30 protein-coding genes are annotated in these 25,814 nt (G+C 46.3%); 25 read left to right on the top strand and 5 right to left on the bottom strand.

The features are described 5' to 3' along the window. Positions 1 to 185: 185 nt before the first annotated feature. Positions 186 to 857, bottom strand: coding sequence for a helix-turn-helix domain-containing protein (locus tag BUA56_RS01330; protein WP_002322214.1), 672 nt, complete (start codon positions 855 to 857; stop codon positions 186 to 188). 496 nt (positions 858 to 1,353) lie between these two features. Here BUA56_RS01330 and BUA56_RS01325 point away from each other — a divergent pair, with 496 nt between their 5' ends. From BUA56_RS01325 to BUA56_RS01275, 11 genes are all read left to right on the top strand, one after another. Continuing rightward, complete coding sequence (locus BUA56_RS01325) at positions 1,354 to 2,415, top strand: replication initiation factor domain-containing protein (RefSeq protein WP_272897751.1); 1,062 nt, start codon at positions 1,354 to 1,356, stop codon at positions 2,413 to 2,415. After that, positions 2,415 to 2,618 carry an excisionase gene (locus BUA56_RS01320; RefSeq protein ID WP_002607397.1) on the top strand — a complete coding sequence of 68 codons (204 nt, stop codon included), beginning with the start codon at positions 2,415 to 2,417 and terminating at the stop codon, positions 2,616 to 2,618. Before BUA56_RS01325 ends, BUA56_RS01320 begins: the two co-directional genes overlap by 1 nt. Before the next feature lie 78 nt (positions 2,619 to 2,696). Next, complete coding sequence (locus tag BUA56_RS01315) at positions 2,697 to 3,890, top strand: tyrosine-type recombinase/integrase (protein ID WP_021425046.1); 1,194 nt, start codon at positions 2,697 to 2,699, stop codon at positions 3,888 to 3,890. Positions 3,891 to 4,142: 252 nt separating this feature from the next. Beyond that, entirely contained in the window at positions 4,143 to 5,312 is a 1,170-nt protein-coding gene (locus BUA56_RS01310) for an iron-containing alcohol dehydrogenase (protein ID WP_072848427.1), read from the top strand. A 100-nt stretch (positions 5,313 to 5,412) separates the two neighbouring features. After that, positions 5,413 to 6,519: an ABC transporter substrate-binding protein gene (locus BUA56_RS01305; protein WP_158640964.1), complete on the top strand. Its 1,107-nt coding sequence runs from the start codon at positions 5,413 to 5,415 to the stop codon at positions 6,517 to 6,519. A gap of 16 nt (positions 6,520 to 6,535) precedes the next feature. After that, positions 6,536 to 6,877: a P-II family nitrogen regulator gene (locus BUA56_RS01300; RefSeq protein ID WP_072848423.1), complete on the top strand. Its 342-nt coding sequence runs from the start codon at positions 6,536 to 6,538 to the stop codon at positions 6,875 to 6,877. Between the two features lie 18 nt (positions 6,878 to 6,895). Further along, positions 6,896 to 8,032 (top strand): ABC transporter ATP-binding protein, encoded by a 1,137-nt coding sequence (locus tag BUA56_RS01295; protein WP_072848421.1) that lies wholly within the window; start codon positions 6,896 to 6,898, stop codon positions 8,030 to 8,032. Then, positions 8,019 to 8,918, top strand: a complete 900-nt coding sequence (locus BUA56_RS01290; RefSeq protein WP_084067549.1) for an ABC transporter permease — start codon at positions 8,019 to 8,021, stop codon at positions 8,916 to 8,918. Before BUA56_RS01295 ends, BUA56_RS01290 begins: the two co-directional genes overlap by 14 nt. Positions 8,919 to 8,921: 3 nt before the next feature. Then, on the top strand, positions 8,922 to 9,743 hold the full coding sequence (locus BUA56_RS01285) for an ABC transporter permease (RefSeq protein ID WP_072848419.1): 822 nt from the start codon (positions 8,922 to 8,924) through the stop codon (positions 9,741 to 9,743). Positions 9,744 to 9,780: 37 nt separating this feature from the next. Next, positions 9,781 to 10,872, top strand: coding sequence for an ABC transporter substrate-binding protein (locus BUA56_RS01280; protein WP_072848417.1), 1,092 nt, complete (start codon positions 9,781 to 9,783; stop codon positions 10,870 to 10,872). A gap of 48 nt (positions 10,873 to 10,920) precedes the next feature. Beyond that, positions 10,921 to 12,591, top strand: a complete 1,671-nt coding sequence (locus BUA56_RS01275) for an amidohydrolase (RefSeq protein WP_072848415.1) — start codon at positions 10,921 to 10,923, stop codon at positions 12,589 to 12,591. A 28-nt stretch (positions 12,592 to 12,619) separates the two neighbouring features. Here BUA56_RS01275 and BUA56_RS01270 read toward each other — a convergent pair whose 3' ends face one another. Then, positions 12,620 to 13,444 (bottom strand): MerR family transcriptional regulator, encoded by an 825-nt coding sequence (locus BUA56_RS01270; protein WP_072848413.1) that lies wholly within the window; start codon positions 13,442 to 13,444, stop codon positions 12,620 to 12,622. Positions 13,445 to 13,598: 154 nt separating this feature from the next. Between BUA56_RS01270 and BUA56_RS01265 the strand changes: the two genes are divergently transcribed. From BUA56_RS01265 to mscL, 13 genes are all read left to right on the top strand, one after another. Then, on the top strand, positions 13,599 to 13,919 hold the full coding sequence (locus BUA56_RS01265; RefSeq protein WP_072848412.1) for a (2Fe-2S)-binding protein: 321 nt from the start codon (positions 13,599 to 13,601) through the stop codon (positions 13,917 to 13,919). A 4-nt stretch (positions 13,920 to 13,923) separates the two neighbouring features. Further along, positions 13,924 to 15,495, top strand: coding sequence for an FAD-dependent oxidoreductase (locus BUA56_RS01260; RefSeq protein ID WP_072848410.1), 1,572 nt, complete (start codon positions 13,924 to 13,926; stop codon positions 15,493 to 15,495). 12 nt (positions 15,496 to 15,507) lie between these two features. After that, a complete protein-coding gene (locus BUA56_RS01255; RefSeq protein ID WP_072848408.1) occupies positions 15,508 to 15,840 on the top strand; it encodes a (2Fe-2S)-binding protein in 333 nt (110 codons plus the stop codon). After that, positions 15,833 to 16,972: an NAD(P)/FAD-dependent oxidoreductase gene (locus BUA56_RS01250; protein ID WP_072848406.1), complete on the top strand. Its 1,140-nt coding sequence runs from the start codon at positions 15,833 to 15,835 to the stop codon at positions 16,970 to 16,972. The genes BUA56_RS01255 and BUA56_RS01250 overlap by 8 nt, the downstream gene beginning before the upstream one ends. 45 nt (positions 16,973 to 17,017) lie before the next feature. Then, positions 17,018 to 18,166 (top strand): tyramine oxidase subunit B, encoded by a 1,149-nt coding sequence (locus tag BUA56_RS01245; RefSeq protein ID WP_072848405.1) that lies wholly within the window; start codon positions 17,018 to 17,020, stop codon positions 18,164 to 18,166. 60 nt (positions 18,167 to 18,226) lie between these two features. Further along, the gene (locus tag BUA56_RS01240) at positions 18,227 to 19,432 is read left to right on the top strand and encodes a tyramine oxidase subunit B (RefSeq protein ID WP_072848403.1); all 1,206 of its coding nucleotides are present in this window, start codon (positions 18,227 to 18,229) and stop codon (positions 19,430 to 19,432) included. A 319-nt stretch (positions 19,433 to 19,751) separates the two neighbouring features. Continuing rightward, positions 19,752 to 20,774 carry an aldo/keto reductase gene (locus tag BUA56_RS01235; protein WP_072848402.1) on the top strand — a complete coding sequence of 341 codons (1,023 nt, stop codon included), beginning with the start codon at positions 19,752 to 19,754 and terminating at the stop codon, positions 20,772 to 20,774. Between the two features lies 1 nt (position 20,775). Beyond that, complete coding sequence (locus BUA56_RS22520; RefSeq protein WP_084067548.1) at positions 20,776 to 21,159, top strand: MBL fold metallo-hydrolase; 384 nt, start codon at positions 20,776 to 20,778, stop codon at positions 21,157 to 21,159. Beyond that, positions 21,129 to 21,596, top strand: a complete 468-nt coding sequence (locus tag BUA56_RS22885) for an MBL fold metallo-hydrolase (protein WP_158640963.1) — start codon at positions 21,129 to 21,131, stop codon at positions 21,594 to 21,596. The genes BUA56_RS22520 and BUA56_RS22885 overlap by 31 nt, the downstream gene beginning before the upstream one ends. Beyond that, complete coding sequence (locus BUA56_RS01225) at positions 21,593 to 22,243, top strand: 4'-phosphopantetheinyl transferase family protein (RefSeq protein ID WP_072848401.1); 651 nt, start codon at positions 21,593 to 21,595, stop codon at positions 22,241 to 22,243. The genes BUA56_RS22885 and BUA56_RS01225 overlap by 4 nt, the downstream gene beginning before the upstream one ends. Positions 22,244 to 22,267: 24 nt before the next feature. Next, positions 22,268 to 22,939, top strand: coding sequence for a response regulator transcription factor (locus BUA56_RS01220; RefSeq protein ID WP_072848400.1), 672 nt, complete (start codon positions 22,268 to 22,270; stop codon positions 22,937 to 22,939). Beyond that, positions 22,940 to 23,953 carry a sensor histidine kinase gene (locus tag BUA56_RS01215; RefSeq protein ID WP_072848399.1) on the top strand — a complete coding sequence of 338 codons (1,014 nt, stop codon included), beginning with the start codon at positions 22,940 to 22,942 and terminating at the stop codon, positions 23,951 to 23,953. An 88-nt stretch (positions 23,954 to 24,041) separates the two neighbouring features. Then, positions 24,042 to 24,476: a large conductance mechanosensitive channel protein MscL gene (gene mscL, locus BUA56_RS01210; protein WP_072848398.1), complete on the top strand. Its 435-nt coding sequence runs from the start codon at positions 24,042 to 24,044 to the stop codon at positions 24,474 to 24,476. A 110-nt stretch (positions 24,477 to 24,586) separates the two neighbouring features. On the opposite strand, the gene BUA56_RS24050 is transcribed toward mscL, so the two are convergent. Beyond that, positions 24,587 to 24,814, bottom strand: coding sequence for a helix-turn-helix domain-containing protein (locus BUA56_RS24050; protein ID WP_158640962.1), 228 nt, complete (start codon positions 24,812 to 24,814; stop codon positions 24,587 to 24,589). A 35-nt stretch (positions 24,815 to 24,849) separates the two neighbouring features. Here BUA56_RS24050 and BUA56_RS01200 point away from each other — a divergent pair, with 35 nt between their 5' ends. Then, the gene (locus BUA56_RS01200; protein ID WP_072848396.1) at positions 24,850 to 25,032 is read left to right on the top strand and encodes a transposon-encoded TnpW family protein; all 183 of its coding nucleotides are present in this window, start codon (positions 24,850 to 24,852) and stop codon (positions 25,030 to 25,032) included. A gap of 74 nt (positions 25,033 to 25,106) precedes the next feature. Here BUA56_RS01200 and BUA56_RS01195 read toward each other — a convergent pair whose 3' ends face one another. Together BUA56_RS01195 and BUA56_RS01190 are read right to left on the bottom strand one after the other, a co-directional pair. After that, entirely contained in the window at positions 25,107 to 25,508 is a 402-nt protein-coding gene (locus BUA56_RS01195) for a putative toxin-antitoxin system toxin component, PIN family (RefSeq protein ID WP_072848395.1), read from the bottom strand. Further along, positions 25,505 to 25,780: an AbrB/MazE/SpoVT family DNA-binding domain-containing protein gene (locus tag BUA56_RS01190; RefSeq protein ID WP_072848394.1), complete on the bottom strand. Its 276-nt coding sequence runs from the start codon at positions 25,778 to 25,780 to the stop codon at positions 25,505 to 25,507. The genes BUA56_RS01195 and BUA56_RS01190 overlap by 4 nt, the downstream gene beginning before the upstream one ends. Positions 25,781 to 25,814: the final 34 nt, after the last annotated feature.

The following is a 25,814-nucleotide window of genomic DNA, read 5'->3' as shown; positions in this document are numbered from 1 at the left end:
CCGCCACAATAAAAATCAGCATACCCTTAGCATTTATGGAACAAAAATGCACACTTTTTCTTTCTTCCTCTTGATTACCCCACAACAGAAAAGAAAAAGCCCTGTCAAGAGCCTTGCCACCATTGGTGGTGCTTTGCACTCTTTACTGGGCTTTTTGTTTGCTGTATCTTCCATGCAAGAGGAAATTAAAGACCTCTGTTCCATTTCGCCTTTAGATAATCTTCATAGTCTGCTTCATTGAAGTCTACTTGTGGAGAAGTGTCGGGAATGTTGTTTCTGTTGTCTATATCCGCAAGCTGACGAAATATCCAATCATCATAAGGGTCATGGTATTTATACTCTTTGGGCTGTTCTCTGTATCGGTCTAACCCTCGCATTTCCTTATGCACTTTTATCATGCGTTCCAGTTTTTGACGCTGTATCAACTGCTTGATTTCCATAAGTTCTTCCAACTCCGTAACCTCATTGGTAATGTAGTTATGGATATACTGTATGAGTTTATATGCCTTGTAAAATGTGCATTCTTTTTCATCATCGAAAAATTCATTTTCAGACAGGTAATCTAAGGAAACATTGAAGTCTTGTTCCCGTTTGATAATATCCATGATATAGGGCTCGGTGTGGTCAATATACTTCCATTCTCCCGACAATAATTCATTGGGCGTTACACCCAGCACGTCCATTATCTTCTCTAACGTATCAAAGGTAGGATAATTCACGCCACGTTCAATCTTGGAAAGGCTCTGCATATTGATACCGATTTTGTCCGCAAGTTCCTGTTGTTTCATTCCTCTGTGTTTTCTTATGGTCTGTATGTTTTCTCCTAAGAAACTGATTTTCTTTTCATAATGCTCCATAACTTAGTATAACCGCTCCTTTCGTTGCTTTTCTTGGTATTTATAAGCATATCATACTTAATCTATATCTAAAAGTCAACAAAAACTTCTTGACAAGTAATTCTAATGGAGTTATTATCGTATTAGACAGAGTGATTAAGCACGCTAGGGTCAATCACACGCTTGAGTAAGCATATAAAATATATATTTTCACTTTGATAGCATGAATAAGCATGGACTATCAGACCGAAAATAAGGTTTCTGACTGGGGCTGTTCCGTTTAGCCACGAGCCTTACAAGGCTCGTGAGCGTTAAGAACGGGGCAGACACAGGAAGAAAGGGAACGCCTTTAGGCGTTCGTAAAGGGCGTATATGTAACACCGCCCTGCGCATACATGTCATAGTACCTAGAAACTGTGATAAATAAAGGAAAAAACACGATTTTTACCCCGCAAAAAAACGGGAAGTACGAAAGGAGTAATGCACTATAACTGCACACAAAAATTTATCCGTTAAGATTGATTACATCAGTATTGTATTTGATACGGCAACCGCTGAAGATGTAATCATGCACATTTTAGGTTTACCGACTGACATTTTCAATGTCTATCCGGCAAGCATTAAATACAAAACCTATCAAGCACGCTGGCAGATTGGAGATATTTATGTATCGGGGGACGCAAGAAAAACAGAGGACAACCCACAAGGGTTAGGCTGTTATCTTGTTATGACTGGCAGAGGTTGTGATGATATTTTCTGTATTCTCGACAGTAGGAATTATACCTTTGGGGATATGTTCCGACGTTGTGAGCGAAGATACGGACGGGATAACTTCCACTTCACAAGACTTGATATTGCCATTGATGACAAAAACGAAAAGCCATTCTTTACCATAGAGCAGATAAAGAAGAAATGCGAAAAAGAGGAATTTATCTCCAATAGTGAGGGCTACCACTTTGATGAAAGCAAGTTTGACGATTTCGACACCGCAAAGACTGTTTATATCGGTGCTGGAAAATCTGGATTATCCTACCGCTTTTATGATAAGGATAAAGAAGTCTGTTCAAAACATAATAAGACGCTTGAGGAAGTCGGCAGTTGGAAACGGACAGAAATGCAACTGCGTGATGATAAGGCTCATGCTTTTGCCATGACATTCAAGGACAGACCGCTGGAACTTGGGGAACTGGCTTTCGGGCTACTGGCAAACAACCTACGCTTTGTCGTGCCAAACAGAAACGAAAGTAATAAAAGCAGGTGGAAAACGTGTCGATTTTGGGAACGCTTTTTAGGGGCTGTGGAAGTCTTGAAACTGCAAGTACCAAAACAGCAAAATTCCCTTGAGGAAACACAGCAATGGCTCACAGAGGGTGGCGTGATTTCCGCTGTCAAAAGTTTTTACTTCTTGGAAGAACATGACGCATTAGGTGGACTGGAAAAAGTGGGAACTATGCTTGATAAGGCAAGATACAGCAATTCCCTTTCCAGTAAATTAACCGCCCATTTACAGAGGATAAACCGCACCGACCTTATCCCCTATATCCAGTATGACACGAAACATGGGAAAGGGGGTATCTGATGAATAACAACGATATTCCCGTATGGGAAAAATACACCCTTACCATTGAAGAAGCGTCAAAGTATTTCCGTATCGGAGAAAACAAGTTAAGACGATTGGCAGAGGAAAACAAGGACGCTGGCTGGCTCATTATGAATGGCAACCGCATACAGATTAAACGCCGACAGTTTGAACAGGTTATTGATAAATTGGACGCAATCTAATGCAAATGAGCCTTGTATGTGTTATGATGAACACAAGTCATATCAAGGTTCTTTCCAACAAGGAAAGGAGCAGACACCATGAAAGAAAAAAGACGGGATAACAAAGGACGTATCCTGCATACTGGAGAGAGCCAACGAACAGACGGAAAATACTTATATAAATATGTGGACGCATTTGGAAACACAAAATATGTGTATGCTTGGAGATTGACACCCACAGACCCGACACCAAAGGGAAAACGGGAAAAACTCTCACTTCGTGAACTGGAACAGCAGATAAGACGGGATATTGAGGACGGTATCGACAGCACAGGCAAGAAAATGACACTTTGTCAACTCTATGCCAAACAGAACGCACAAAGGGCAAATGTGAAGAAAAGCACAATGAAACAACGGGAACAACTCATGCGGTTATTGAAAGAGGATAAGTTAGGTGCTAGGAGCATTGATACGATAAAACCCTCTGACGCTAAGGAATGGGCGTTACGCATGAAAGACAAAGGCTTTTCCTATAACACCATTAACAACCATAAACGCTCGTTAAAAGCGTCATTCTATATCGCCATACAAGACGATTGTGTAAGGAAAAACCCTTTTGATTTCAAGTTAAGTGAAGTCCTAGAAAATGATACCAAAGAGAAAGTCGCATTGACAGAGGAACAGGAACAAGCCTTACTCTCATTCATCAAGACGGACAATGTGTATCACAAGTATTATGATGATGTGCTGATACTGTTAAAGACAGGACTTCGTATCTCGGAACTGTGCGGACTGACAGTAGCCGATATTGATTTTAAGAATGAAGTTGTGATTATCGACCACCAGTTACTAAAGAGCAAGGAACAGGGCTATTATATTGAAACGCCTAAAACAAAGAGCGGAATAAGGCAAGTGCCATTAAGCAGAGAAACAATACAGGCATTTCAACGGGTTATGAAGAAACACCCAAAGGCAGAACCATTTGTGATAGACGGACGGAGCAATTTCCTATTTGTCAATCATAAAGGCAAGCCCAAAGTTGCGATTGATTACAACGCCTTATTTGTCCGTATGATAAAGAAATACAACAAGCACCACAAGGACAATCCCTTGCCACATATCACACCGCATACGCTACGCCATACATTCTGCACAAGGCTGGCAAGCAAGAACATGAACCCAAAAGATTTACAGTATATCATGGGGCATTCAAACATCAGTATCACAATGAACTGGTATGCTCATGCGTCCATAGATACCGCAAAATCAGAGGTTCAGCGTCTAATCGCATAAAAGTATTTACCACGATTTTAACCATGTTTGATAGAGAAAATATAGGAAGATAGACCTAGATATGTGAGGTTTACCACAAAAGCAAAATGCCCGTAGAGCCGATAAAATAAGGCTTTGCGGACATTTAAGAAGATATAAAAAGATAGTCAAAAAGACATATATAATTTATAGTAAAATAAATCAAGCGGCAAAGAGGTGCTTAGGGGATGAATCCCGAGCGCCTTTTTTGTTTTCTAAAGGAGGTGTACGGTTATGGAGAACTTCATTTATCATATTCCGACCAAAATAGCATTCGGTAGAGGGCAGATCCAAATGCTTCCGGAATTCTTAAAAGAATATGGTAACAGGGTATTGGTGCTCTATGGAGGAGGAAGTATCAAACAGAATGGAATTTACGATGATGCAGTCGGATTGCTGCAGGAAAACGGAATCTTCTTTTCCGAGCTATCAGGAATTGAACCGAATCCACAGATCGACTCTGTAAGAAAAGGGATTGAGATCTGCAGACGAAAAAAGATTGATGTCCTGCTGCCGATCGGAGGAGGAAGCACCATTGATTGCGCAAAAGCCATTGCAGTCGGTGTCTTTTATGAGGGAGATCCCTGGGAAATTGTAAAGGATAACAGCTTAATCACAAAAGCGCTTCCGATTGTTTCGATCCTCACCGTTGCGGCGACGGGATCCGAGATGGACGCCAGCTCGGTAATCAGTAATGCCAAAGAGAAGGATAAGGCGGAATTGTTTTCAGAGCTGTTATATCCGAAGGCGTCCATTCTGGATCCCACCTATACGTTCACAGTGCCGGCTTATCATACGGCGGCGGGTGTTGCGGATATCATGTCTCACATTTTCGAATATTATTTTAACGGAGACAGGATACCGGATATCCAACGGGGTATGATGAACAATATCCTGCGGACATGTATCGTATATGGGCCTATTGCAGTGAAAGAACCGAAAAACGAATGTGCCCGGGCTAATTTAATGTGGGCGGCCAGCTGGGCAATCAACGGATTTATCGCCTGCGGAACAGCAAGTTCCTGGCCATGTCACGCGCTCGAGTACCAGCTGACAAACCGGTATCACGTCCCTCATGGTCATGGGATGGCGATTATTGATATGGCCTGGATGAAATATATACTGAATGAAACAACATTGCCGATGTTTGCCGAGTACGGAAAGGAAGTATTTCGTATAGAAGGAGAAGATCCACTGCAAACTGCCAGAGCTGTGCTTGGAGAGACAGAGGCTTTGTATCGGGAAATGGGATTGACGCTTACACTTCGATCAATCGGGGCGGAGGATAAATCGGAGATTTTGCCCATGGCAAAGCAGGCAGTGGAAGAATTCGGATTAACGGATGGCAGCAGTCTTTCCCTGAGCCGGGAGGCAGCAGAACAAATCTATGAAATATGCTATTAGCAAAAACAATCAGTCAAAGGAGACACTTATAACCTTTGGCTGTTTTTTTATAGAGATCTTTTTATCTAGATGTATTTTCATTGTGAAGGAGGTAGCTGCTATGAGAAGTAAAAGTAAAGTGGTGACAGCGCTGTGTTTGAGTACTGTCATGAGTATCGGATTTTTAAGTGGATGCAATTCTTCTGAATCAGGCTCGGCGGATGCAGAAGGACAAAAGAAAGAGTTGAATATCTGCATCTGGGACGGACTCTTTTCCGAAGAAGCAATCAAACAGTTTGAAGAAGAAAGCGGCTGTACGGTCAATATAACCTATATCGACAATACGGATACGATGATCAGCAAGCTCGTGGAAGGCGGAAATCAGTATGACGTGTGTGATATTGAGGCAGCGTATGTAAAATCCTTTGTAGAGAACGGATTGCTTCAGGAAATGGATCATAGTGCGATTACAAATGAAGAATATGTTGAGCCTGCATTGATGGAAAATGGTCCGATCGGTGACGAGGAAATGAAATATACAACTCCGGATTCCAATTCCGGATATACAGCCATCATTTATAATACAGAGACATGTCCGATCGAGATCGACTCTTTAACAGATTTGGCGGATCCTGCCTTGGAAAATCAAGTGGCCCTGGTAAGCTCTACTATTTCTCTTTACGGTTCGGCTCTGTCCTCGCTCGGATACAGCCCGAATTCCACAAGTGAACAGGAGATTTCTGAGGCAAATGATCTTCTGGCAAAAATTAAGAAAAATGTAAAGACTTTTGTGAGTGAAAGCGCAGTGTCTCCATTGGTAAACGGAGAATGCTCCGTAGCGCTGTGCTGGGATTATTCGGTACTTTGCTTTGAGAGCGACGAATACTGGGATCAGTTTGCAATTGCGGATATTGATTCTAAATATGAGAAATTTATTCAGTACTGGGGCATCACCTCCACCTGTGAAAATACGGAACTGGCACAGGAATTCATCAACTATATGATTAGTCCGGAGACTGTTGCTATGCATGTTGATGAATGGGGACAGGTTCCGATGGTTCAGCAGCAGTATATCGAGGAATATCTTCCAGAGGACTTTTATAAAAATCCTTGTATTGAAAAATATAACGAGCTTTCGGAGAAGAGCTGGCTGGTAGCGGTTGACGATGAGCAGATCAATCTGATGGATAAATATTATACCTTACTGATGGGAGAGGGCACCGAATAAAAATGGAGGGGACAACATGAAAAAAATAGAAGTGGTAACAAGACCGGAAAAATTGATTGGATTAAAGGAAGTATTGGCATCGCATAACTGTCAGGGCATGACGGTGTATTCGGTCATGGGATGCGGACGGCAGAAAGGGTATCTGCCGGAAATGAATTTTACAGGAGATGATATCAATCTGCTGCCGAAGATTATGGCATTTGTTGTGGTAGAGGATGAGGCAGTGGAGGATATTCTGGCGGATCTTGCAGCATCTATAGGAACAGGCAAAAACGGAGACGGCAAAATCTTTGTGACAGATGTGCTGGAAGCTGTTCGGATACGTACAAACGAACGTAATTCAGATGCCATTGGCTAGAGGGGGAGGTGAGATGATATGAGCAAACCGATTGTTTCAATCGTAAATGTGGAAAAGCTCTACGGAGACAATCATGTGGTAAAGAACATGAATATGAATATTGACGAGGGCGAATTCCTGACCTTGCTGGGCCCTTCGGGATGCGGAAAGACTACAACACTCCGTATGATCTCTGGCTTTGAGATGCCCACCTCGGGAACAATTAAAGTTCAGAATGAAAGAATTGATAAAAAAGAACCTTATCAGAGAGACGTCAATACGGTATTCCAAAATTACGCGTTGTTTCCTAACATGAATGTGTATGACAATGTAGCTTATGGTCTGAGAGTGAAAAAGGTTCCGAAGGCTGAGATACACGAGCGTGTGAAGGAAGCGCTCAAGATGGTTCAGCTGGAAGGCTTTGAAAAGAGAAAAGTCACACAGATGTCCGGCGGACAGAAGCAGCGTGTGGCCATCGCGCGTGCGATCATCAACCGCCCGAAGGTACTGCTGTTGGACGAGCCTCTGGGAGCGCTGGATCTGAAACTCAGAAAGCAGATGCAGATTGAGTTAAAAAGACTGCAGAAAAAGCTGGGAATTACATTTGTCTATGTCACACATGATCAGGAAGAGGCATTGACGATGTCCGATCGCATCTCAGTTATCAATGAGGGGCGGATCGAACAGATTGATACACCAAGAGAGATCTATGAGCATCCGAAAACCAAATTTGTTGCAAATTTTATCGGAGAAACCAATTTGCTGGACGCCATGATTCTGGAAGTCAAGGGAAATCAGGCGGTAATCGGTACCGAGGTTGGAAAGGCACTGGTGTCTCTGGATCCGAAGGAGAAATTTCAGGTAAATGACGGCGTGTCCGTTTCGATCCGGCCGGAGCATATGAAATTTTCAAAGACGCCGGTAGAGGGATTCTCCATCAAGGGTGTGGTGAAGGAACAGATTTTCGTGGGAAATCTGATCAAGATGATGATCACCCTCAATGACGGAACAGAGATTCGGATCAACCGTTTTGATGCCGCAGATCTGGAGGAAACGGGCGAGCTTCTCTATCTGTACTGGGAGCTGCCCTGGGGAATTGTGATCAAGGAAAAGAATCTGATTAACACAGATTCCTTCCGGGATATCAAGGGAGGTGATCCGGATGAAGAAGAGTGAAGAAAAGCCCAGACCAAAGGGACGACCGAAAAAAACAAGGCGGGAGCGCATGACAACGCTGATTATGCAGGCGCCAATGACGATATGGGCGGCGCTGTTTATCATTGCACCGTTCTGCCTGCTGGCATTTATGAGCTTTATGACAAAGGGGCCGCTGGGGAGCATCCAGTATACGCCAACGCTGGACAATTACAAGGAAATCCTAAATCCGGTGTACGCGGATGTGATCAAACAGTCTCTGGTTGTGGCCGGCTGGACCACCACACTGACGATCCTGATGGGATACCCGCTGGCCGGGTTTATCGCGAAGGTGAAGAGCAAAACCTCTTCGCTGCTTACCATTTTGCTGATGCTTCCGCTGTGGGTCAGCGGGCTGGTCGTATTATACAGCTTTGTAATTCTTCTTAACAACAGCGGAATCATTAATACAATCTTAATGAAGCTGCACTTGCTCAAGGAACCGCTGGCGCTGCTTTATAACAATTTTGCGATTGTCGTAGGTATGATCTATATGTTTTTACCTTTTGCAGTGCTGCCGATGTATTCTTCGATCGAGAAACTGGATCCCGGATTGATCGAAGCGTCCAAGGATCTGGGAGCAGGGCCGGTGAAAACATTTTGTAAAGTTACATTACCACTTACATCCCCGGGAGTATTTGCGGCTATCATCCTGACCTTTATTCCCTGTATTGGATACTACATGGTAACGGATATGCTGGGCGGAGGTACAAGCCTCATGATTGGCAATCTGATCTACCGGCAGTTTACAATCTCAAGAAACTGGCCTTTTGGAGCGGCGCTTTCTGTAGTGCTGGCTGTCATCATCTTTTTGATGGTATTTATCTACACGAAGCTTGGCGGAGATTTGGATGATTTAGGAGCGTAGCCTATGAAGAAAAAGAAGATTATCAATGGATTACATAAAACCTATGTGCTGCTGTTGTTCCTTTTTTTCTATGCGCCGGTTGCTGTGATGATTCTGTTTTCATTTAATACCAGCAAGGCAAATGTTGTCTGGCAGGGATTTACAACAAAATGGTATCTCAAACTGATGGGTGACAGTGAGCTTTGGGGCATCTTCGGAACAACAGTACTTATTGCGGTTCTGACCACGATATTCGCCTCTGTCGTTGGAACGATGGGGGCAATCGGATATAAAAAGTCAAAGGGAAAGCTGGCGAAGTTAATCACAAATTCAACTTATTTTCCAATTGTTATCCCTGAGATTGTTTTGGCAGTGGCCTTGTTTATGATTTTTAATACATCAGGATTTTCCCTTGGAATTCCGGCAATTGTGATTGGTAATACGACGATTTGCCTGCCTTATGTATATATAACGGTAAAATCAAGACTGGTGGGAATGGAGCCGTCGATAGAAGAGGCTTCTCTGGATCTGGGTGCAGATCGGATTTATACGCTGTTTCACATCACGATACCGCAGATTATGCCGGGAATTGTATCGGGAGCGTTTATGGCGTTTTCCCTCTCGCTGGATGAGTTGATTATCACCTCGTTTCTGGCGGATGCAGGCACGACGACTTTACCGATGAAGGTTTATTCAATGATGAAAAAGGGAATTTCCCCGGAAATCAATGCACTTGCAACAGTTATATTTACAGTCAGCATACTGTGCGTTGTGATCTATCTGGCAGTGGACGGAATTCGGACAATAAAGGCTGTCAAGGCCAGAAAGAAACCGCGGGATCTGTAGGAACGTTTAGATATTTGAGAATGGAGGAGGAAAGACGATGAAAATGAATAAAACACTCTCTGTGTTATGTATGACAGTACTTTTTGCAGGATCCTTAAGCGGCTGTGGAAATGACGGATCTTCACCAGAGGAGGGAGGAAGCGCTTCTAAAGGAGGCACTTTAAACGTGCTGACATGGGAAGGTGATGTTTCGGATGAGACGGTTGCTGACTTTGAAGAAGAGTATGGCGTGGATGTCAATATCACTTATGTGGAAGACACCAACACCATTCTGGCAAAGATGCTGCAGGGAAACAGTGAGTATGATGTGATTGATATAGAAAGCGCCTATATGAAATCTTTTGTGGATGCGGAGCTGCTTGCACCGCTGGACTACGACAAGATAACGAATTATGAAAATATCGATCCGGTATATGTAGAAAAGGGCGCGATGGGTGATGAGAAGCTGACATACAGCCTGCCGATTACCGGGCCTCTTTATACCGGCGTTGTCATAAACAAGGAAACCTGCCCTATAGAAATTGATTCCTTTGAGGACCTTGCAGATCCGGCGCTGGAAGGACAGGTATGGAGCACAAATGCGACAATTTCACTGTATGCAGGTGCACTGAAGGCACTTGGTTATTCTCCGAACAGTCAGGATGAGAAGGAACTCAATGAGGCGCAGGCGCTGTTGCAGAAAATTAAACCTAATATCAAGGCATTTGGAGCAAGCTCAATTTCTTCTCTTGAGACAGGAGAATGCTCGGTTGCATACACCTATGATTACAATATACTGATGTTTGATGACAAAGCAAACTGGGACAAATTCGAAATTGTACCGGAGACGACATTGGGGTACTGCCAGTACTGGACAGTAGCGGCGTCCTCAGAGAATCAGAAGCTGGCAAATGAGTTTATTAACTACACCTACTCTGCAGAATCCGCAATAAAGCTGCTCAATGAATGGGGCGGTGTTCCGGCATTGAAGAGAGAACTGATTGAAGAGGGTGTTGCAAAGGATTATTTTGAGAATCCGATGCTCCAGGAATTCGCCGATATGTGGCCTGATCATGAAGAATTATCCGTCAGCGACGAGCAGACCGCGATCATGGATACGCTTTACAATGAGTTGATGAGCGGAGAATAACGATAGTAAGGATACAGGCAGAAACGCGTGAATTTCAGGAGGTGAAATATGGGAGCACGGCAGATCATACTTGGAAAGGTGTTTACTTCGGAGCAGGAGAACTGCTATGCCGAGGGATTTGTAATAGAGGATGGAAAGTTTATTGCTGTGGGATCGAAAGAGAAAGTAATGGCATATTGGACGGACGGTTCCGTTATCAGGGAATATAAGGTCGGAATCATCGTACCCGGTTTTACGGAAGGACATGCGCATGTCAGCTCCTCCGTTGAATTGACAAAGGGGCCCTTCTTAGGAGTGGATTCCATTGAAAAATGCCAGGAAGTGCTCCGGGAATTTGCGGAGAGTCATCCGGGCAAATCCCCCATTATAGGCGGAGGGTTTGAACCAGGGCTGTTCGGTCCAAAGGGGCCGACTGCAGACCTCATTGATGCAGTTGTCAGCGACCGTTCGGTAATCATTTCTGACGAGGGCCACCATTCGGTCTGGGTTAATACAAAAGCCTTGGAGACAGCAGGGATCGCGAGAGATACTATTGACCCTCCGGGCGGTCAGATCAGTCATAATGAAAATGGGGAACCGAGTGGTTTTTTGCAGGAGATGGCCATCGATCTGATTACACCGGCCCTGCCAGAGATTACAAAGGAGGATTATGAGAAGGCGATTCTGTATTATCAAAACATCGGACTCTCCAACGGAATTGTTACAGCCTTTGAACCTATGCTCAGTCATTCTGCGGATGAATCGGTGCGTTTTGATGCTTATGAAAAGCTGGAGAAGGAAGGAAAGCTGAAGATCACCTATCGTGTGGCACCGACGCTGAATCCCGGGGACGACGCGGAAGAGTTTTTTCAACAGGCGGTAATGTATCGGGAGCGTTTCTCAGGCTGCGATAAGGTACAGATCCAGACGATCAAATTTTTTGTGGACGGAGTCGTGGACGGACATACTGCACTGCTGCGGAGGCCATATAAAATGGAACCCTTCGATTGCGGCCCGGTGCTGATCGGGCAGGAAGAATTAGAACGAAGGATGATCAGGGCGCTGGAGGAAGGATTTGGTATTCATGTGCATGCGATTGGAGATGCGGCGATCGATGAGGCGCTGAACGGATTCGAGGCGGCACAAAAGCAGGTTCCGGGAAAATATCGAAATGCAATCACGCATTTACAGGTGTGTCAGCCGGATCATCCGAAGCGGATGAAGGAGTTGAACGTAGTTGCGGTCGTCAATCCGTACTGGCATTTTAAAACGCCGTTATATGAGCCATTGGAGCTCCCGTTTCTGGGAAAGGAACGGGCAGAGAGGATGTATTATCTGCGTTCATTTCTGGAGCAGGGGATTCCTGTCTGCCAGGCCAGCGATTTTCCAGTGACAGTTCCCCCGGATACGATGTTCTGTCTGCATATGATGGTGAATCGAATGGAGCCGAAGACGTCAAAGGAAGTGTATTTTCCGGAGGAAGCGATCTCTGTCGAAGACGCCTTGCGGGTGCTCACGATCGGCGGAGCCTATGAGAATTATCTGGAAGACAGAAAAGGTTCTATTAAGGTCGGAAAAGACGCGGATTTTGTTGTGCTCAGCCAGGATGTGACCGCTGTTCCAAAAGAATCCATTTATACTGCCAAGGTCTTGGAAACGTGGATTGGCGGAGAAAATTGTTTTGTTTTACAGGAAGAGGACAGCATTGATTGCACAGTGCCGGACAGTCACTGTAAATGAACGAAAAAGACCGTGAGCAGTATCTGCATTATACAGATTTAACAGGAAGCTGGATTTCAATCAGATATTCGTCTTCAATGGAGGTCTCATATTCGTCAATATAGCAGAATTCGATAGGATCTCCGTTCGGGACATACTGATGCTCCCCGGCGTAATGATACATTGTCGGAAGAAGCTGTCTTGTTTTTTTTAAGTGACCTTTATACAGGATAGACAGATAGACACCTTCGGGAAGGGTATAGTTACATTCCGCTTTCATAAAGGAATCCGAGTAGAAAAATACATTTTTTGTTTTGTAATAATCGGAATCCGGGTTGCTGTTTTCAAGATCCAGCGTATAGCAGTCGCAGATGCCGATGGTCCCGACATACTGTTTGGTCTGGTTCATATATTGAATCAGATAATAGTCGACGAGATTGTCAGGAATGTTATGATCTTTTACCATAATGCAGCGCCGCTGTTTCAATGACAATTCCCGAATCTGTTCATTGTCATATTGATCCATCATTGAGTTGATGGAATCCAGGCGGGTTTTCAGATGCTTTTTTGTATATGCCAGTCTCCGGAGCTGTTCGTCGATGGCGGAGAGTTCTGCAGAAAGCATATGCTTGGTTTTGTTGACGTTTTGGTCAGTGACGAACTGCCGGATCTTTTCGGTGGAAAAGCCAAGTCCGAGCAGTTCTCTGATGAGTGCCATCCGACGGAAATGCTCAACAGTATAATAACGGTAATTGCTTTCAGGATCCCGATAAGGCTGCAGGATTCCGACATTTTCATAGTAACGGATGGAATCTACACCGATATTAAAAAATTTGGATAATTCGCCGATTTTGAAGGTTTTATCGTTTTTCATAGGGCTCCTCTCTATGGATGAAACCGGATAAGCGATGACTCTGGTATGATACAGGAGTTTAACATATCTGCGGAGAAAATACAAGGGGAACAGCAGTGTGCAGGATCGGCATAAATAGTTACAATAATACTTCATAAGGGAAGGAGAGTCTTTCATGGAAAGAATACAGACACATCCCATTCTGGGAGATACGCCGGAAGGAAAACAGGTAACGTTTACCTATGACGGAAAAATCCTGCAGGGAATTGAAGGTGAGCCCATTGCGGCAGCCCTGCGGGTCGCGGGCGTGATGACGCACCGTTATACTAAAAAAAGGCATGAGCCAAGAGGCGTGTTCTGCGCTATCGGCCGCTGCACAGACTGTGTTATGGTTGTGGACGGAAAGCCGAATGTACGAACCTGCATTACCCCGCTCAAGGAGGGGATGGTGGTAAAGACACAATATGGCGCATCGGAAAAAGAAGGGGAGGTGTGAGCCTATGGAGAGATATGATCTGATCGTGATCGGTGCTGGGCCGGCGGGACTATCCGCAGCCATCGAGGCGGCGAAAAACGGAGCTCGGGCCGCTGTATTTGACGAAAATGAAAGGCCGGGCGGACAGCTGTTTAAACAGATCCACAAATTCTTTGGCTCAAAGGAGCACAAAGCGAAAATTCGAGGATTTAAAATTGGCAATGATTTGTTGAAGGAAGCAGGAGAATGGGGCGTAAAGGTGGTATTAAACGCAACAGTGATCGGTCTTTATCCGGAAAAAGAAATAACTGTCCGGATCGGTGAGAAGATCCTGCATTATAAAGGAGACAGCGTATTGATCGCCACGGGAGCAAGTGAAAACATGGTGACCTTTGAAGGATGGACAAAACCGGGGGTGATCGGAGCAGGAGCAGCTCAGACGATGATGAACCTTCACCATATCAAGCCGGGAAATAAAGTTTTGATGCTGGGATCCGGAAATGTAGGTCTTGTTGTCAGCTATCAGCTGATGCAGGCGGGCTGCAAAGTTGTCGCTGTTGTCGATGCGGCGCCTCGAATAGGCGGATACGGAGTGCATGCGGCTAAGCTTGCGCGGTGCGGAGTTCCCTTCTATCTGTCTCATACGATTGTTCGGGCGGCCGGGACTGAGGCAGTGGAGGGAGTAACCATTGCACAGGTGGATGAGAGCTTCCGCTTTGTTCCCGAAACGGAAAAAACATTTGAGGTAGATACTGTCTGCGTGGCGGTTGGTCTTTCCCCCATGTCACAGCTTTTAAAACAGGCCGGGTGTCGGATGAAGGATACGCCGGGCGGTCTGATTCCGGACTGCGATGAGTATGGAGCAACATCTGTGCCGGGAATCTTTGCGGCGGGAGATGTTGCCGGTATTGAGGAAGCAAGTTCCGCGATGATCGAAGGAAGAATTTCCGGTGCAATGATCGCAGGCTATCTTGGATATCTGGAAGAAAAAGCAGCTCACACCAGAGTGGAAGAGCTGGAAAAGGCACTGGAGAGTCTGCGGAAGGGAATGTTTGCCCCAGAAAACAGAGGAAAATTTATGAAAAAGACGGAAGAAGGAATTGATACCTCAGTCAGTCTGCTGGAGCATGGATTCCTGGCGGACAATGAGGTGGAAAAGTATCCGGGCGTGATTCGGAAAGCCGGGACGCATCCGGTGATCGAGTGTACCCAGAACATTCCCTGCAATCCCTGTCAGGATGCGTGCCCGAAGGGATGCATCAGCATTGGAAGCAATATCACCTCCCTTCCGGTTGTAGATGGAACAGCAGAGTGTATCGGCTGCGGAATGTGTGTGGCGTCCTGCTCCGGACAGGCTATCTTTCTTGTGGAAGAAAAGTGTGAGGATGGGTACGGTACAGTTACACTGCCTTATGAGTTCTTACCCTTGCCGGCCGCCGGACAGAAGGGTATTGCTCTGGGAAGAGACGGAACAAGGATTTGTGAGGCGGAGGTCGTAAAGGTCAGATCCGCGCAGGCATTTGATCATACGAGTCTCCTGACAATGAAGGTGCCTTCGGATATGGTGATGAAGGCCAGATTTTTCAAGGCAGTCTGAGGAGGAAAAACAATGGTGGATGTACAGGAAAAATTAAAAGCGATCGGCCCCTATAGAGAGGAGCCGGATGATGATATGCTGATCTGCCGCTGCGAGGAAGTGACAAAAGGAGAGATACGTCAGGCGGTGCATGCCGGGATGTTCACAATGGAAGAAATCCGGAGATATTTGCGGACAGGTATGGGGCTCTGTCAGGGACAGACCTGCGGAAAGCTTGTGAAGGGAATCGTGGCCAGAGAGCTGAAGGTATCGCCTCTGGACATTGAACCGGCGACATCAAGAGTGCCGATGCGGCCTACGGAGATGAAAATTCTGGCGAGAGACGGGGGTGCATGTGATGAGTAAAATGACAGCAGATGTGATTATCATCGGAGGCGGAGTCAATGGCTGTGCCGCAGCCTATTATCTGGCAAAAAAAGGCGTCTGCGACGTAATCGTGCTGGAGGCCGATAAGAGCATCGGGCATGGCGGATCTTCAAGAAACGGCGGAGGCGTGCGGCAGTCAGGAAGAGATATGCGGGAACTGCCCTACGCTATGTATGCGGTCAACAATATGTGGCCGACACTCTCGGAGGAGCTGGGCGTGGATGTGGAATATTATCAGCGGGGCAATCTTAGGTTGGGAAAGACAGAAAAGCACCTCAAAAAACTGGAAGGACTTGCATCTGGATCCAGAGCACTTGGCCTGGATATGAAGGTAGTGGACGCCCAAACAGTAAAGGAGATCTGTCCGTACCTGTCCGATGAAGTGATCGGGGCAAGCTGGTGCCCAACGGATGGACACGCAAATCCGATGCTTACGACACTTGCGTATTACAAAAGAGCGACAGAGCTGGGCGTTCGTTTTATTACGGACGCAAAAGTAGAAAAGCTGGAAAAACAGAGAGGAAGACTGCGCAGGGTTATTATGAAGAACGGCGAGATATTTGAGGCGGAAACGGTGATTGTGGCGGCCGGATATGAGAGCCGGTATCTATCCAGAACAGTAGGGGTGGATATTCCCCTGTATACTTACTTTGAAGAGGCGCTGGTGACGGAAATGCAGCCGCATATGTTCGACATTATGCTGGGAACGGCGGATGGTGATTTTTACGGACATCAGTCCAGACATGGTTCCTTCGTATTCGGATCGGACAGCGGGCTGGAGGGCGATATCGATATGCCTCTTGATGAACTGAAGACCTCTTCGCTTACGGCCTCCGCGGGCTGCCGGGCCATCATCGGGTATATTCCTCTTCTTGCTGATGCCAAGGTTGTCAGGACATGGGGGGGCTGGATTGACATGTGCCACGATGGGGTTCCGGTGATCAGCAAGGTGGAGGAGGTACCCGGAATGATTCTGGCATGCGGATTTACCGGTCATGGATTCGGCACCGCTCCTGCGGTGGGGCTGATGCTGGCTCAAATGGCTTTGGAAGAGGAGACGTCGGTTGATATTTCAGCACTGCGCTATGATCGGTTTAAACCGGTACGGTGACATGCTTGGGATAGGAATAAGGACAACGGAAGGAGAAAACTTGAGATGGATGAGAGAAAAATCGAATTTTTATTTCTGAATGAAGAGGATATGATAAAGGCAGGGGTACTCGACGCGGGGCGGTGTGTGGATACGGTCGGCGAAGTGATGAGTTTGCTGAGTGCGGGAGACTATCTGATGGGTGGAAAGGCACATAACGATCATGGAATCCAGCTGATTTTCCCCAAGAAGTCGGAGATCGTCGGATTTCCCCTGGAGGATTCCAGAGATCGGAGATTTATGGCTATGCCGGCCTATCTGGGGGGAAGATTTCACATGGTAGGTGAGAAATGGTACGGATCCAACGGGCGCAACAGTGACCGGGGATTGCCCAGATCGATCCTGATGGTTACCCTCAATGATGCGGAAACAGGACAGCCCCTGGCTTATATGTCGGCAAACCTTCTGAGCGCGATGCGAACCGGGGCCATGCCGGGACTTGCGGCAAAGTATCTGGCCCCTCCAAATGCAAAGGTACTGAGCATGATTGGAGCCGGAGTTGTCAATAAGACGTCGCTTATGGCAATTATGTCAAAAACACCGACAATTGAGGTGTTGAAGATTAAAGGAAGTTCTCAGAAATCAAGGACTGCAGCCGAACTGGCGGAATACGCGAAGGAGACATATCCGCAGTTAAAGGAGATTATAATATGCGCAAAGCTGAGTGAGGCTGTGATCGGCGTGGACATCATTTGTGAGGGCGTCTCCGTAGAACCGAGAAAATGGCCCCAGATTGATTCCTCCTGGCTGAAAAATGGCTGCCTGATTGTTTCCTCGGGCTCTATCGGAATAGATTATAAATTCACAAAAGATCATATCACAAAGGTAGTTGACAATCTGGGAATGTATAAGGAATACATCAAGGTTTATCAGGAATATGACAAGAACGGAAACAAACTGCCCACTGGTGTTCCGGGAATGGAATATGTCAATATGATTCAGGCCGGAGAGATTGAAGAAGCGGACGTACAGCATCTGGGCGCGATTGTAAGAGGAATTGAGCCGGGAAGAACCTCGAAGGACGAAATTATTATGGTCAGTCTCGGCGGTATGCCGATTCTCGACGTTGGCTGGGGGCATGAATGTTATATGAAAGCGCTGAAGGAAGGAATCGGCCTGAAATTAAAATTATGGGATACACCATATATGGCATAAAGGAAGGATTCGCAAGAACGCAAAAACAAAGAATTATTTATACGTTGGGAGATGAGGAATATGAAGCAAAACAGGAATGTGGAATTTGAACCGGCTGGAAGAAAAAGCAATGTGGAATCAGAGAGTACGGAGGTGAGCTTTCTGTATCTAAGTGAGGACGATATGGTGGACGCGGGTGTGCAGAACGCTGCGCGATGTGTGGATGTTATGGAAGAGATGATCGGGCTTTTGGAGGATGGAGATTTTCTCATGGGAGGACCATATAACGACGCCCATGGTCTGATGCTGTATTTTCCCAAAAAATCCCCGATCAAAAATTTTCCGATCAATAATTCCCGGGATCGTCGATTTATTGCCATGCCGGCTTATCTGGGCGGCCGGTTTCATGTGGCTGGAGAAAAATGGTATGGATCCAACGGAAATAACCGGGAGTTAGGTCTGCCAAGATCCATTTTAATGATGATGCTCAATGATGTGGAGACAGGAAAGCCTCTGGCATATATGTCCGGAAATCTGTTGAGCTCTATGCGGACAGGGGCTATGCCAGGGATGGCGGCGAAGCACCTGGCGGTTAATGACGCAAAAGTCTTATCTCTGCTGGGATGCGGGGTAGTCAACAAAGCCTGTCTGATGTCGATTATGACGGTGCGCCCTGATATTGAAATTATAAAACTCAAGGGCAGCTCACGGACCTCAAAAACGGCGCTGCGCATGAAGGAATATATAGAAGATCATTATCCGGGAGTAAAACAGGTTATCCTCTGTACGACGATGGAGGAGGCGGTCAGAGACGCCGATATTGTCAGTGAAGCGATCTCATGCATGTACGGTCAGTGGCCGGAGGTGAAGAAGGAATGGATGAAGCCAGGACTTTTGTATATTTCATCCAGTACATTTAACATGGAGTATAGCAGTATTGTGGATCTGAAAAAGGTGATCGACAATTATGGGATGTATGAAAACTATGCAGAGGAGGACGAGTTGGGATATGACGAAAACGGTATTCGCAAGCATTCCGGATGTATGGGTGAGGACTTCGTCTATATGATCGAGGATGGCCTGATCGAGAGAGATTCGCTGATCCGTCTGGGGGAGATTATCCGGGGGAAGAAACCGGGGCGGGAGTCTGATGAGGAAATTATTCTGGTATCGCTGGAAGGCATGCCGATCGAGGATGTCGCCTGGGCGTATGAATGTTACAGTTATGCGTTGATCCATGATATTGGAACGAGACTGAAAGTATGGGATAAGCCGCGGGCGTTTTAGCTAGATTCTCATTGAGTTTTTTTTCACACCCGAGTAGTATGTTCTATCATATAAAGAGTGAACAGCCGTTACTTTTCATATCCCGGCCACTCACTATACGGAGTGGTTGGGATATGAAAAGTAGTGGAGACAATGAGCCCACTGCGACCTCTCTCTGCCATCCGGAATGCGGATAAAATTATGACCATAGGGGACGGGAATGGTTGCGGACCAGATGGATCAGGAGGTATAATAATAGCTGTATATGTGGATTAATATCCCGCCTCACAGGAGAAACACAGGGGGATTTGAAAAAGCATTCCTATAAGGAGGAGAATATATGGCAGAGGTTACACTGGGAACCACCGGCATTACAGTTAATAAAAATGGGTTCGGGGCCCTTCCGATCCAGCGGATCGGCAGGGAAGAAGCGGCCTATCTTTTGAAGAAGGCCTATAACAACGGCATTACCTTTTTCGACACGGCCAGAATGTATACAGACAGTGAAGAAAAAATTGGTTATGCCTTCAAGGGCATGCGTGAAAAAGTTTACATTGCGACAAAGACACCTGCCGTCACAGCGGAGGACTTCTGGAAGGATCTGGAGACCAGTCTGAAAATGCTGGACACAGATTATATTGATATCTTTCAGTTTCATAACCCTTCCTTCTGTCCCGTTCCGGGGGACGGGACAGGTCTTTTCGAGGCCATGGAAGAGGCCAGAAAGCAGGGAAAAATACGTTTCATTGGAATTACAAACCACCGCTTATCCGCAGCGGAGGAAGCCATCTCATCGGGATACTATGACACACTGCAGTTTCCATTCTGTTATCTGGCATCCCCCAAGGATCTGGAGATTGTCCGCAAATGCAGGGAGAAGGAAATGGGATTTATTGCTATGAAGGCCTTATCAGGGGGACTCATAAACAATTCCCGGGCAGCGGCTGCCTATATGGGACAGTTTGACCATGTACTCCCCATCTGGGGAATCCAAAGAGAGAAAGAATTGGATGAGTTTCTCTCTTATGTAAAGACACCTCCGGTGATGGATGACAAGATACGGCAGCTGATCGAAAAGGACAAAAAGGAGCTGTCCGGCAATTTCTGCAGGGGCTGCGGCTACTGCATGCCATGCCCCCAGGATATTGAGATTAACAACTGTGCCAGGATGTCTCTTCTTCTGCGCCGGTCTCCGTCAAAGCTTCAGCTGACTGCAGAGGTGCAGGCTAAGATGAAGAAGATAGAAGACTGCATTCACTGCGGCCAGTGTGCCCGGCGGTGTCCCTATGGGCTGGACACCCCGGCGCTGCTGGAGGCAAACTATAAAGATTATCAGGAGGTTCTGAACGGAAAGGAGATCTGATTTGGCTAAGATAGTGACATTGATAGAGGACACCGGAAGAGATGACGGCCTGGAGAAGGAGCATGGACTGAGCTTCTACATTGAGGCGGCAGGGCATAAAGTACTTTTTGATACCGGGGCCAGCAATAGATTCCTAATCAATGCGGAGGCATTGGGCATTGATATCTCTCAGGCAGACACCCTTGTAATCTCCCATGGCCACTATGACCACGGGGGAGGAATGGAAGCCTTTCTGGAAGTCAACCAAAAGGCCGGAATCTACATCCGGAGGGATGCTTTTCTGCCCCATTATTCCGGAAAACAGAAGGGATGGGCAGATATCGGTATCTGTTCCAAATTAAGGGTTCCCCAAGAATGCATTTTACAGAGCGGGAACTTCAGATAGACGAGAGCCTGTTTCTGTTTTCCAATGTAAAAGGAAGGGTTCTGTGGCCGGACTCCAACCAGAATCTGAAGGTGAAAATTGGTGAAAGGTATGTGCAGGATGACTTTGCACATGAACAGAATCTGGTTATTACAGAAAACGGCAGAAAAATTTTGGTGGCCGGATGTGCCCACAATGGGATTATCAATATTCTGGAACACTACAGGCATCTGAAAAAAGGAATGCCGGATCTTGTAGTTGGAGGGCTTCACCTGACAAATCCCAGAGCAGGAACATCCGTAGAGCCGGAAATCATCCGGGAAATAGGGGACAGGCTTTCTGCCTATCCCTGCAGCTATATGGTCTGCCATTGCACTGGGGAAGAAGCATATGGGATCCTCCGCAGAAAGCTGGGAGACAGGATTCAATATATACGGACAGGAGATGTGATACATTGATAGTTACCTGGATTGGAGATGTACGGCCACTGATGGAAAAGGCGTCCTATGAGCACTGTTACCGGATGCTGCCTGCTATGCGCAGAGATAAGGCGGACCGCCTGTCCCGTATGGAGGACAAGGCCCTAAGTGCGGGTGTATGGACACTGCTGGAAAAAGCCAGAAAGGAATTCGGTTTCAGGGACTACCCCCTGTATAATCTGTCCCATTCCTTTCCCTATGCTTTGTGCTCTTTTGCGGCAGAAGAGGAAGATGCGCATAGGGGAATGCAGCTGGGGTGTGACGTGGAAACGGTGAAGGCGCCCAGACTATCTGTAGCCAGTCATTATTTTCGGCCGAGGGAATATGAATACATTCTGATGCAGCCAGATGAGGAGAGACAAAAGCAGGCATTTTTCAGGTATTGGGTCCTGAAGGAGAGCTTTTTAAAGGCGACGGGTAAGGGAATGGGACTTTCCATGGACAGCTTTGAGATAATAGTCGGGGGGAAGGGCGGCAGTGAAGGGCCGGCGCTTACCCGCAAGCCCCCGGAATATCCGGATACCTACTATTTTCAGGAATACCAGACAGCGGCGCCGGACGCCAGGGTTGCTGTCTGTGCTACCTGTCCGGATTTTGCGCCCGGGCTGCGGTATGTGGACTTCTAATGAATCAGAAAGGAATAGGATGCTATGAGCAGAATAATGATTGTGGAAGACGACCAGGTAATAGCCAGAGCGATAAAAAAGCATCTGGAATCCTGGGACTTTGAAGTGCATTGCGCGGAGGATTTTCAGAAGATACTGTCAGATTTCGCAGAGTTCCAGCCGGAGCTTGTCCTGCTGGATATCTCACTGCCCTTTTATAATGGATTCTACTGGTGTACGGAGATCCGTAAGCTCTCCAAGGTGCCTATCATCTTTCTCTCATCCACAACAGATAATATGAGTATTATCATGGCAATGAACATGGGGGGCGATGATTTTATTGAAAAGCCCTTTGACCTGCATGTCCTTACAGCAAAGATTCAGGCTCTATTCCGGCGCGCCTATTCTTTTCAGGGTAAGGTGGATATGATAGAGCACAAAGGAGTCATCCTGAACTTGGGCGATGCAGCCCTGTACTATCAGGGGGACAAGGTAGAACTGACAAAAAATGAATTCCGCATCCTTCAGACGCTCATGGAACAGGCCCAAAAAGCAGTATCCAGAAGTGATATTATGACCAAGCTCTGGGAGAGCGACAGCTATATTGACGACAACACCCTCACGGTGAATGTGACGCGCCTCAGGAAAAAGCTGGAGGATGCCGGGCTAACAGACTTTATTAAGACAAAAAAAGGGATCGGATATATGGTGGAGTAGATGGGAGAGGATAAAAAGCCAAAGGTTTTATTGGAATATGCAAAAAAGAAGCTTCCTCTGTTTCTGTACCTGTCACTTTGTACCGGAATTTTCTGGATGGTTTTATCGCTTTATAACCTGCCGGCAGAGGCAGTTGGGTATGCAGCCCTGCTCTGCCTGGCAGCTGGTGTTCCGCTCTTTCTGGGGGGATTCTTCCGGTTTCGGAACAGGCACAGAGTTTTGAGGGAACTGAGGCATGAGGTCACTGTGCACCTGGAGAATCTTCCCCGGACAGGAGAACTGCTGGAGCAGGATTATCAGGAACTGGTCAGGACACTGTATGAAGAAAAGAACAGGCTTCAGGAGGCGATGGAGGCCGGCTATCAGGAGTCGGTGGATTACTATACCCTCTGGGTACATCAGATTAAGACCCCCATTGCCGCCATGCGCCTCCTGCTGCAGTCGGAGGACAGCCGGCTGAGAGAGGAGATGGAACTGGAGGTTTTTCAGACAGAGCAGTATGTGGAGATGGCGCTTCAGTATCTCCGTATGGGAAATATGGGAAATGATATGAATCTGCGTCTTTACAATATGGAACATCTTATCCGGCAGGCAATCCGCAAATATTCCAGGCTCTTTATCCTGAAACACATTGCCTTGCATCTTTCAGAGGTGAGCAGCAGGGTAGTTACAGATGAAAAATGGATGGTGTTTGTTTTGGAACAGCTTCTCTCAAATGCACTGAAATATACGAAAAAGGGCAGTATCTCTATCTATCTGGATCCGGACAGAGAGCAGACTCTGGTAATAGAGGACACCGGAATTGGCATTCAGGCAGAGGATCTCCCCAGGGTATTTGAAAAAGGCTTTACGGGATACAACGGGAGGAAAGATAAAAAGTCTACAGGCATTGGCCTGTATCTCTGCAGGGAGGTGCTGGAGCGGCTGTCCCACAAAATAGAGATAACCTCAGAAGTAGGGGTGGGAACCAAAGTGAAAATTGATTATTCGGCCAAATACAGAGAGTTTGAGTGACACAGCCCGGCAAAGCTGAGTCCAGATTAGGCAATGCAGAGAGAACTTGTTATAATATTCACGCAGTAAATTACGAAGGAGGAAAAACATGAAGAAGTTTATAAAAGAGTTTAAAGACTTTGCCCTTCGCGGCAACGTGATGGATATGGCGGTAGGTGTACTTATCGGAGGTGCGTTTTCAGGCATCGTAACATCCCTTACCGACAATTTCATCCAGCCTATTATTAACATGATTATAACACGCAAATTTTACAGTCTGGAAGAAGTTGCAGGGTATGCGTCTGCATTCGGTTCATCGGTGGTGAACTTCCTGATTATGGCGTTTATTCTGTTTCTTCTTCTGAAAGCAATGAATAAGTTACTGACCATCGGTGCCAGGAAGCCGGAGCCGGAAGTGCCGGCTGTCAAAATCTGTCCATTCTGCCAGAGTGAAATCAGCATAAATGCTACCAGATGTCCTCATTGTACCTCCCACATTTCGGAGGATGAGGAGGAAGTGCAGGCTGAAACTGCGGAAGCGTAACTACATATCTGAAGTATTCCCCCTGCAGGGTAAGAAGTATCTGGTCATGCAGGGGGGTTTTTATGTGTAAAAAAGGCATAACTTGTCCCTGGATGCATATAGAGGCCAAATTATAACAGATTTTTTATGCAGAGACACAAAATCAGATTAAGGCGCGTATTCCAGTGATTGAGATCCTGATTTAAGATAGACTCTATTTTTCCCAGCTTATAGTAGACGGTGTTTCTGTGTAAAAAGGTCTTAGCGGCAAGGGCGTGGATACTGAAATCGCAGGCTATGTAAGACTCTAAGAAATTCAGATAGTCAGTGTGGTTATATTTGTCGTATTCTATTAACACGTATTGGGAAAGATTGGCAATGAAAGGAGAAACCAATGAATAAAACGGTAGATATGAAAACAGAGAGTAACACGTTTACAAAGAAGATTGGGCAGTCACCTTATGTCGTCCGGTTTCATTACAGCGAGAATGCAAGGGAGACGATGCAAGAGAAAATCAACCGGATGCTGGCGAATGAAGTGCGCCAGGCAGAGTTCAGAGAGCAATTATCAGTATAACAGGCAGGGTGAGTTTAGATCACAGGGAAATGCGGAGCCTGGAATCAATAATTCGATTCCCGCTCCGCAGCATTTCAATAATTAAGAAATTCAGCCGGTGTCATAATTCTGGGATGCTCCACGCCGGATTCTAAAAAATCTTTATCGCCGGTGAGCAGAATATCGGCCCTGGCTTCAATGGCTGCACGCAGGATCGGGCGGTCATCCAAATCCCGGATCTGTGCTTCTGAAGCGTCTGTTTCCGTTGGGATTGGAACCAGTTCCAGTGTAAGGAGTGCAACGGATAGGAATTTATCCAATGAAGCAAGCCGGTCTGGGAATTTCTTATTAAAAATCCGCTTTATTTCATCCACATTCTGCTCGCAGATCATCCCATGATTCGGGTAGGACGCCGCTTTTACATACGCATGGAAAGGGACGCCTTTTGCGCTCAGGGCGGCAGAAATCAGGACGTTGGTATCGATCAAAACCCTCATGCGTTTTTGTCCTCATTTCTTAATTCGCTTACAAGCTCCATAACATCATCTTCAGAGGTTAAGCCGGTGCGCTCCGCTTCCCCTGCCATCTCCTGCTGAAGCACCTGCATGGCATAGACAGCAGAATTGACAATACGGACAGTATTTCCCTCAACGATAAACGTAATGCGGTCACCGCTTGCCACTCCGAGAACATCCCGGATATCCTTTGGGATTGTAACCTGCCCCTTTGCCATGACTTTTGCATTATCGACAAACATATTTACTGCCATGATTTTACACCACCTATCTAAAAATATGAAAAGT

The organism is Lactonifactor longoviformis DSM 17459, assembly GCF_900129135.1.
Taxonomy (GTDB): Bacteria; Bacillota; Clostridia; order Lachnospirales; family Lachnospiraceae; genus Lactonifactor; species Lactonifactor longoviformis.
The sequence above is the reverse complement of the archived record's forward strand: the minus strand, read 5'-3'. Positions and strand labels throughout refer to the sequence as shown.

Coding starts and splice junctions, on each gene's coding strand:
- BUA56_RS01330 (WP_002322214.1), bottom strand. CDS start 857: ATGGAGCATTATGAAAAGAAAATCAGTTTCTTAGGAGAAAACATACAG.
- BUA56_RS01320 (WP_002607397.1), top strand. CDS start 2,415: ATGAATAACAACGATATTCCCGTATGGGAAAAATACACCCTTACCATT.
- BUA56_RS01315 (WP_021425046.1), top strand. CDS start 2,697: ATGAAAGAAAAAAGACGGGATAACAAAGGACGTATCCTGCATACTGGA.
- BUA56_RS01310 (WP_072848427.1), top strand. CDS start 4,143: ATGGAGAACTTCATTTATCATATTCCGACCAAAATAGCATTCGGTAGA.
- BUA56_RS01305 (WP_158640964.1), top strand. CDS start 5,413: ATGAGAAGTAAAAGTAAAGTGGTGACAGCGCTGTGTTTGAGTACTGTC.
- BUA56_RS01300 (WP_072848423.1), top strand. CDS start 6,536: ATGAAAAAAATAGAAGTGGTAACAAGACCGGAAAAATTGATTGGATTA.
- BUA56_RS01295 (WP_072848421.1), top strand. CDS start 6,896: ATGAGCAAACCGATTGTTTCAATCGTAAATGTGGAAAAGCTCTACGGA.
- BUA56_RS01290 (WP_084067549.1), top strand. CDS start 8,019: ATGAAGAAGAGTGAAGAAAAGCCCAGACCAAAGGGACGACCGAAAAAA.
- BUA56_RS01285 (WP_072848419.1), top strand. CDS start 8,922: ATGAAGAAAAAGAAGATTATCAATGGATTACATAAAACCTATGTGCTG.
- BUA56_RS01280 (WP_072848417.1), top strand. CDS start 9,781: ATGAAAATGAATAAAACACTCTCTGTGTTATGTATGACAGTACTTTTT.
- BUA56_RS01275 (WP_072848415.1), top strand. CDS start 10,921: ATGGGAGCACGGCAGATCATACTTGGAAAGGTGTTTACTTCGGAGCAG.
- BUA56_RS01270 (WP_072848413.1), bottom strand. CDS start 13,444: ATGAAAAACGATAAAACCTTCAAAATCGGCGAATTATCCAAATTTTTT.
- BUA56_RS01265 (WP_072848412.1), top strand. CDS start 13,599: ATGGAAAGAATACAGACACATCCCATTCTGGGAGATACGCCGGAAGGA.
- BUA56_RS01260 (WP_072848410.1), top strand. CDS start 13,924: ATGGAGAGATATGATCTGATCGTGATCGGTGCTGGGCCGGCGGGACTA.
- BUA56_RS01255 (WP_072848408.1), top strand. CDS start 15,508: ATGGTGGATGTACAGGAAAAATTAAAAGCGATCGGCCCCTATAGAGAG.
- BUA56_RS01250 (WP_072848406.1), top strand. CDS start 15,833: ATGAGTAAAATGACAGCAGATGTGATTATCATCGGAGGCGGAGTCAAT.
- BUA56_RS01245 (WP_072848405.1), top strand. CDS start 17,018: ATGGATGAGAGAAAAATCGAATTTTTATTTCTGAATGAAGAGGATATG.
- BUA56_RS01240 (WP_072848403.1), top strand. CDS start 18,227: ATGAAGCAAAACAGGAATGTGGAATTTGAACCGGCTGGAAGAAAAAGC.
- BUA56_RS01235 (WP_072848402.1), top strand. CDS start 19,752: ATGGCAGAGGTTACACTGGGAACCACCGGCATTACAGTTAATAAAAAT.
- BUA56_RS22885 (WP_158640963.1), top strand. CDS start 21,129: ATGCATTTTACAGAGCGGGAACTTCAGATAGACGAGAGCCTGTTTCTG.
- BUA56_RS01220 (WP_072848400.1), top strand. CDS start 22,268: ATGAGCAGAATAATGATTGTGGAAGACGACCAGGTAATAGCCAGAGCG.
- BUA56_RS01215 (WP_072848399.1), top strand. CDS start 22,940: ATGGGAGAGGATAAAAAGCCAAAGGTTTTATTGGAATATGCAAAAAAG.
- mscL (WP_072848398.1), top strand. CDS start 24,042: ATGAAGAAGTTTATAAAAGAGTTTAAAGACTTTGCCCTTCGCGGCAAC.
- BUA56_RS01200 (WP_072848396.1), top strand. CDS start 24,850: ATGAATAAAACGGTAGATATGAAAACAGAGAGTAACACGTTTACAAAG.
- BUA56_RS01195 (WP_072848395.1), bottom strand. CDS start 25,508: ATGAGGGTTTTGATCGATACCAACGTCCTGATTTCTGCCGCCCTGAGC.
- BUA56_RS01190 (WP_072848394.1), bottom strand. CDS start 25,780: ATGGCAGTAAATATGTTTGTCGATAATGCAAAAGTCATGGCAAAGGGG.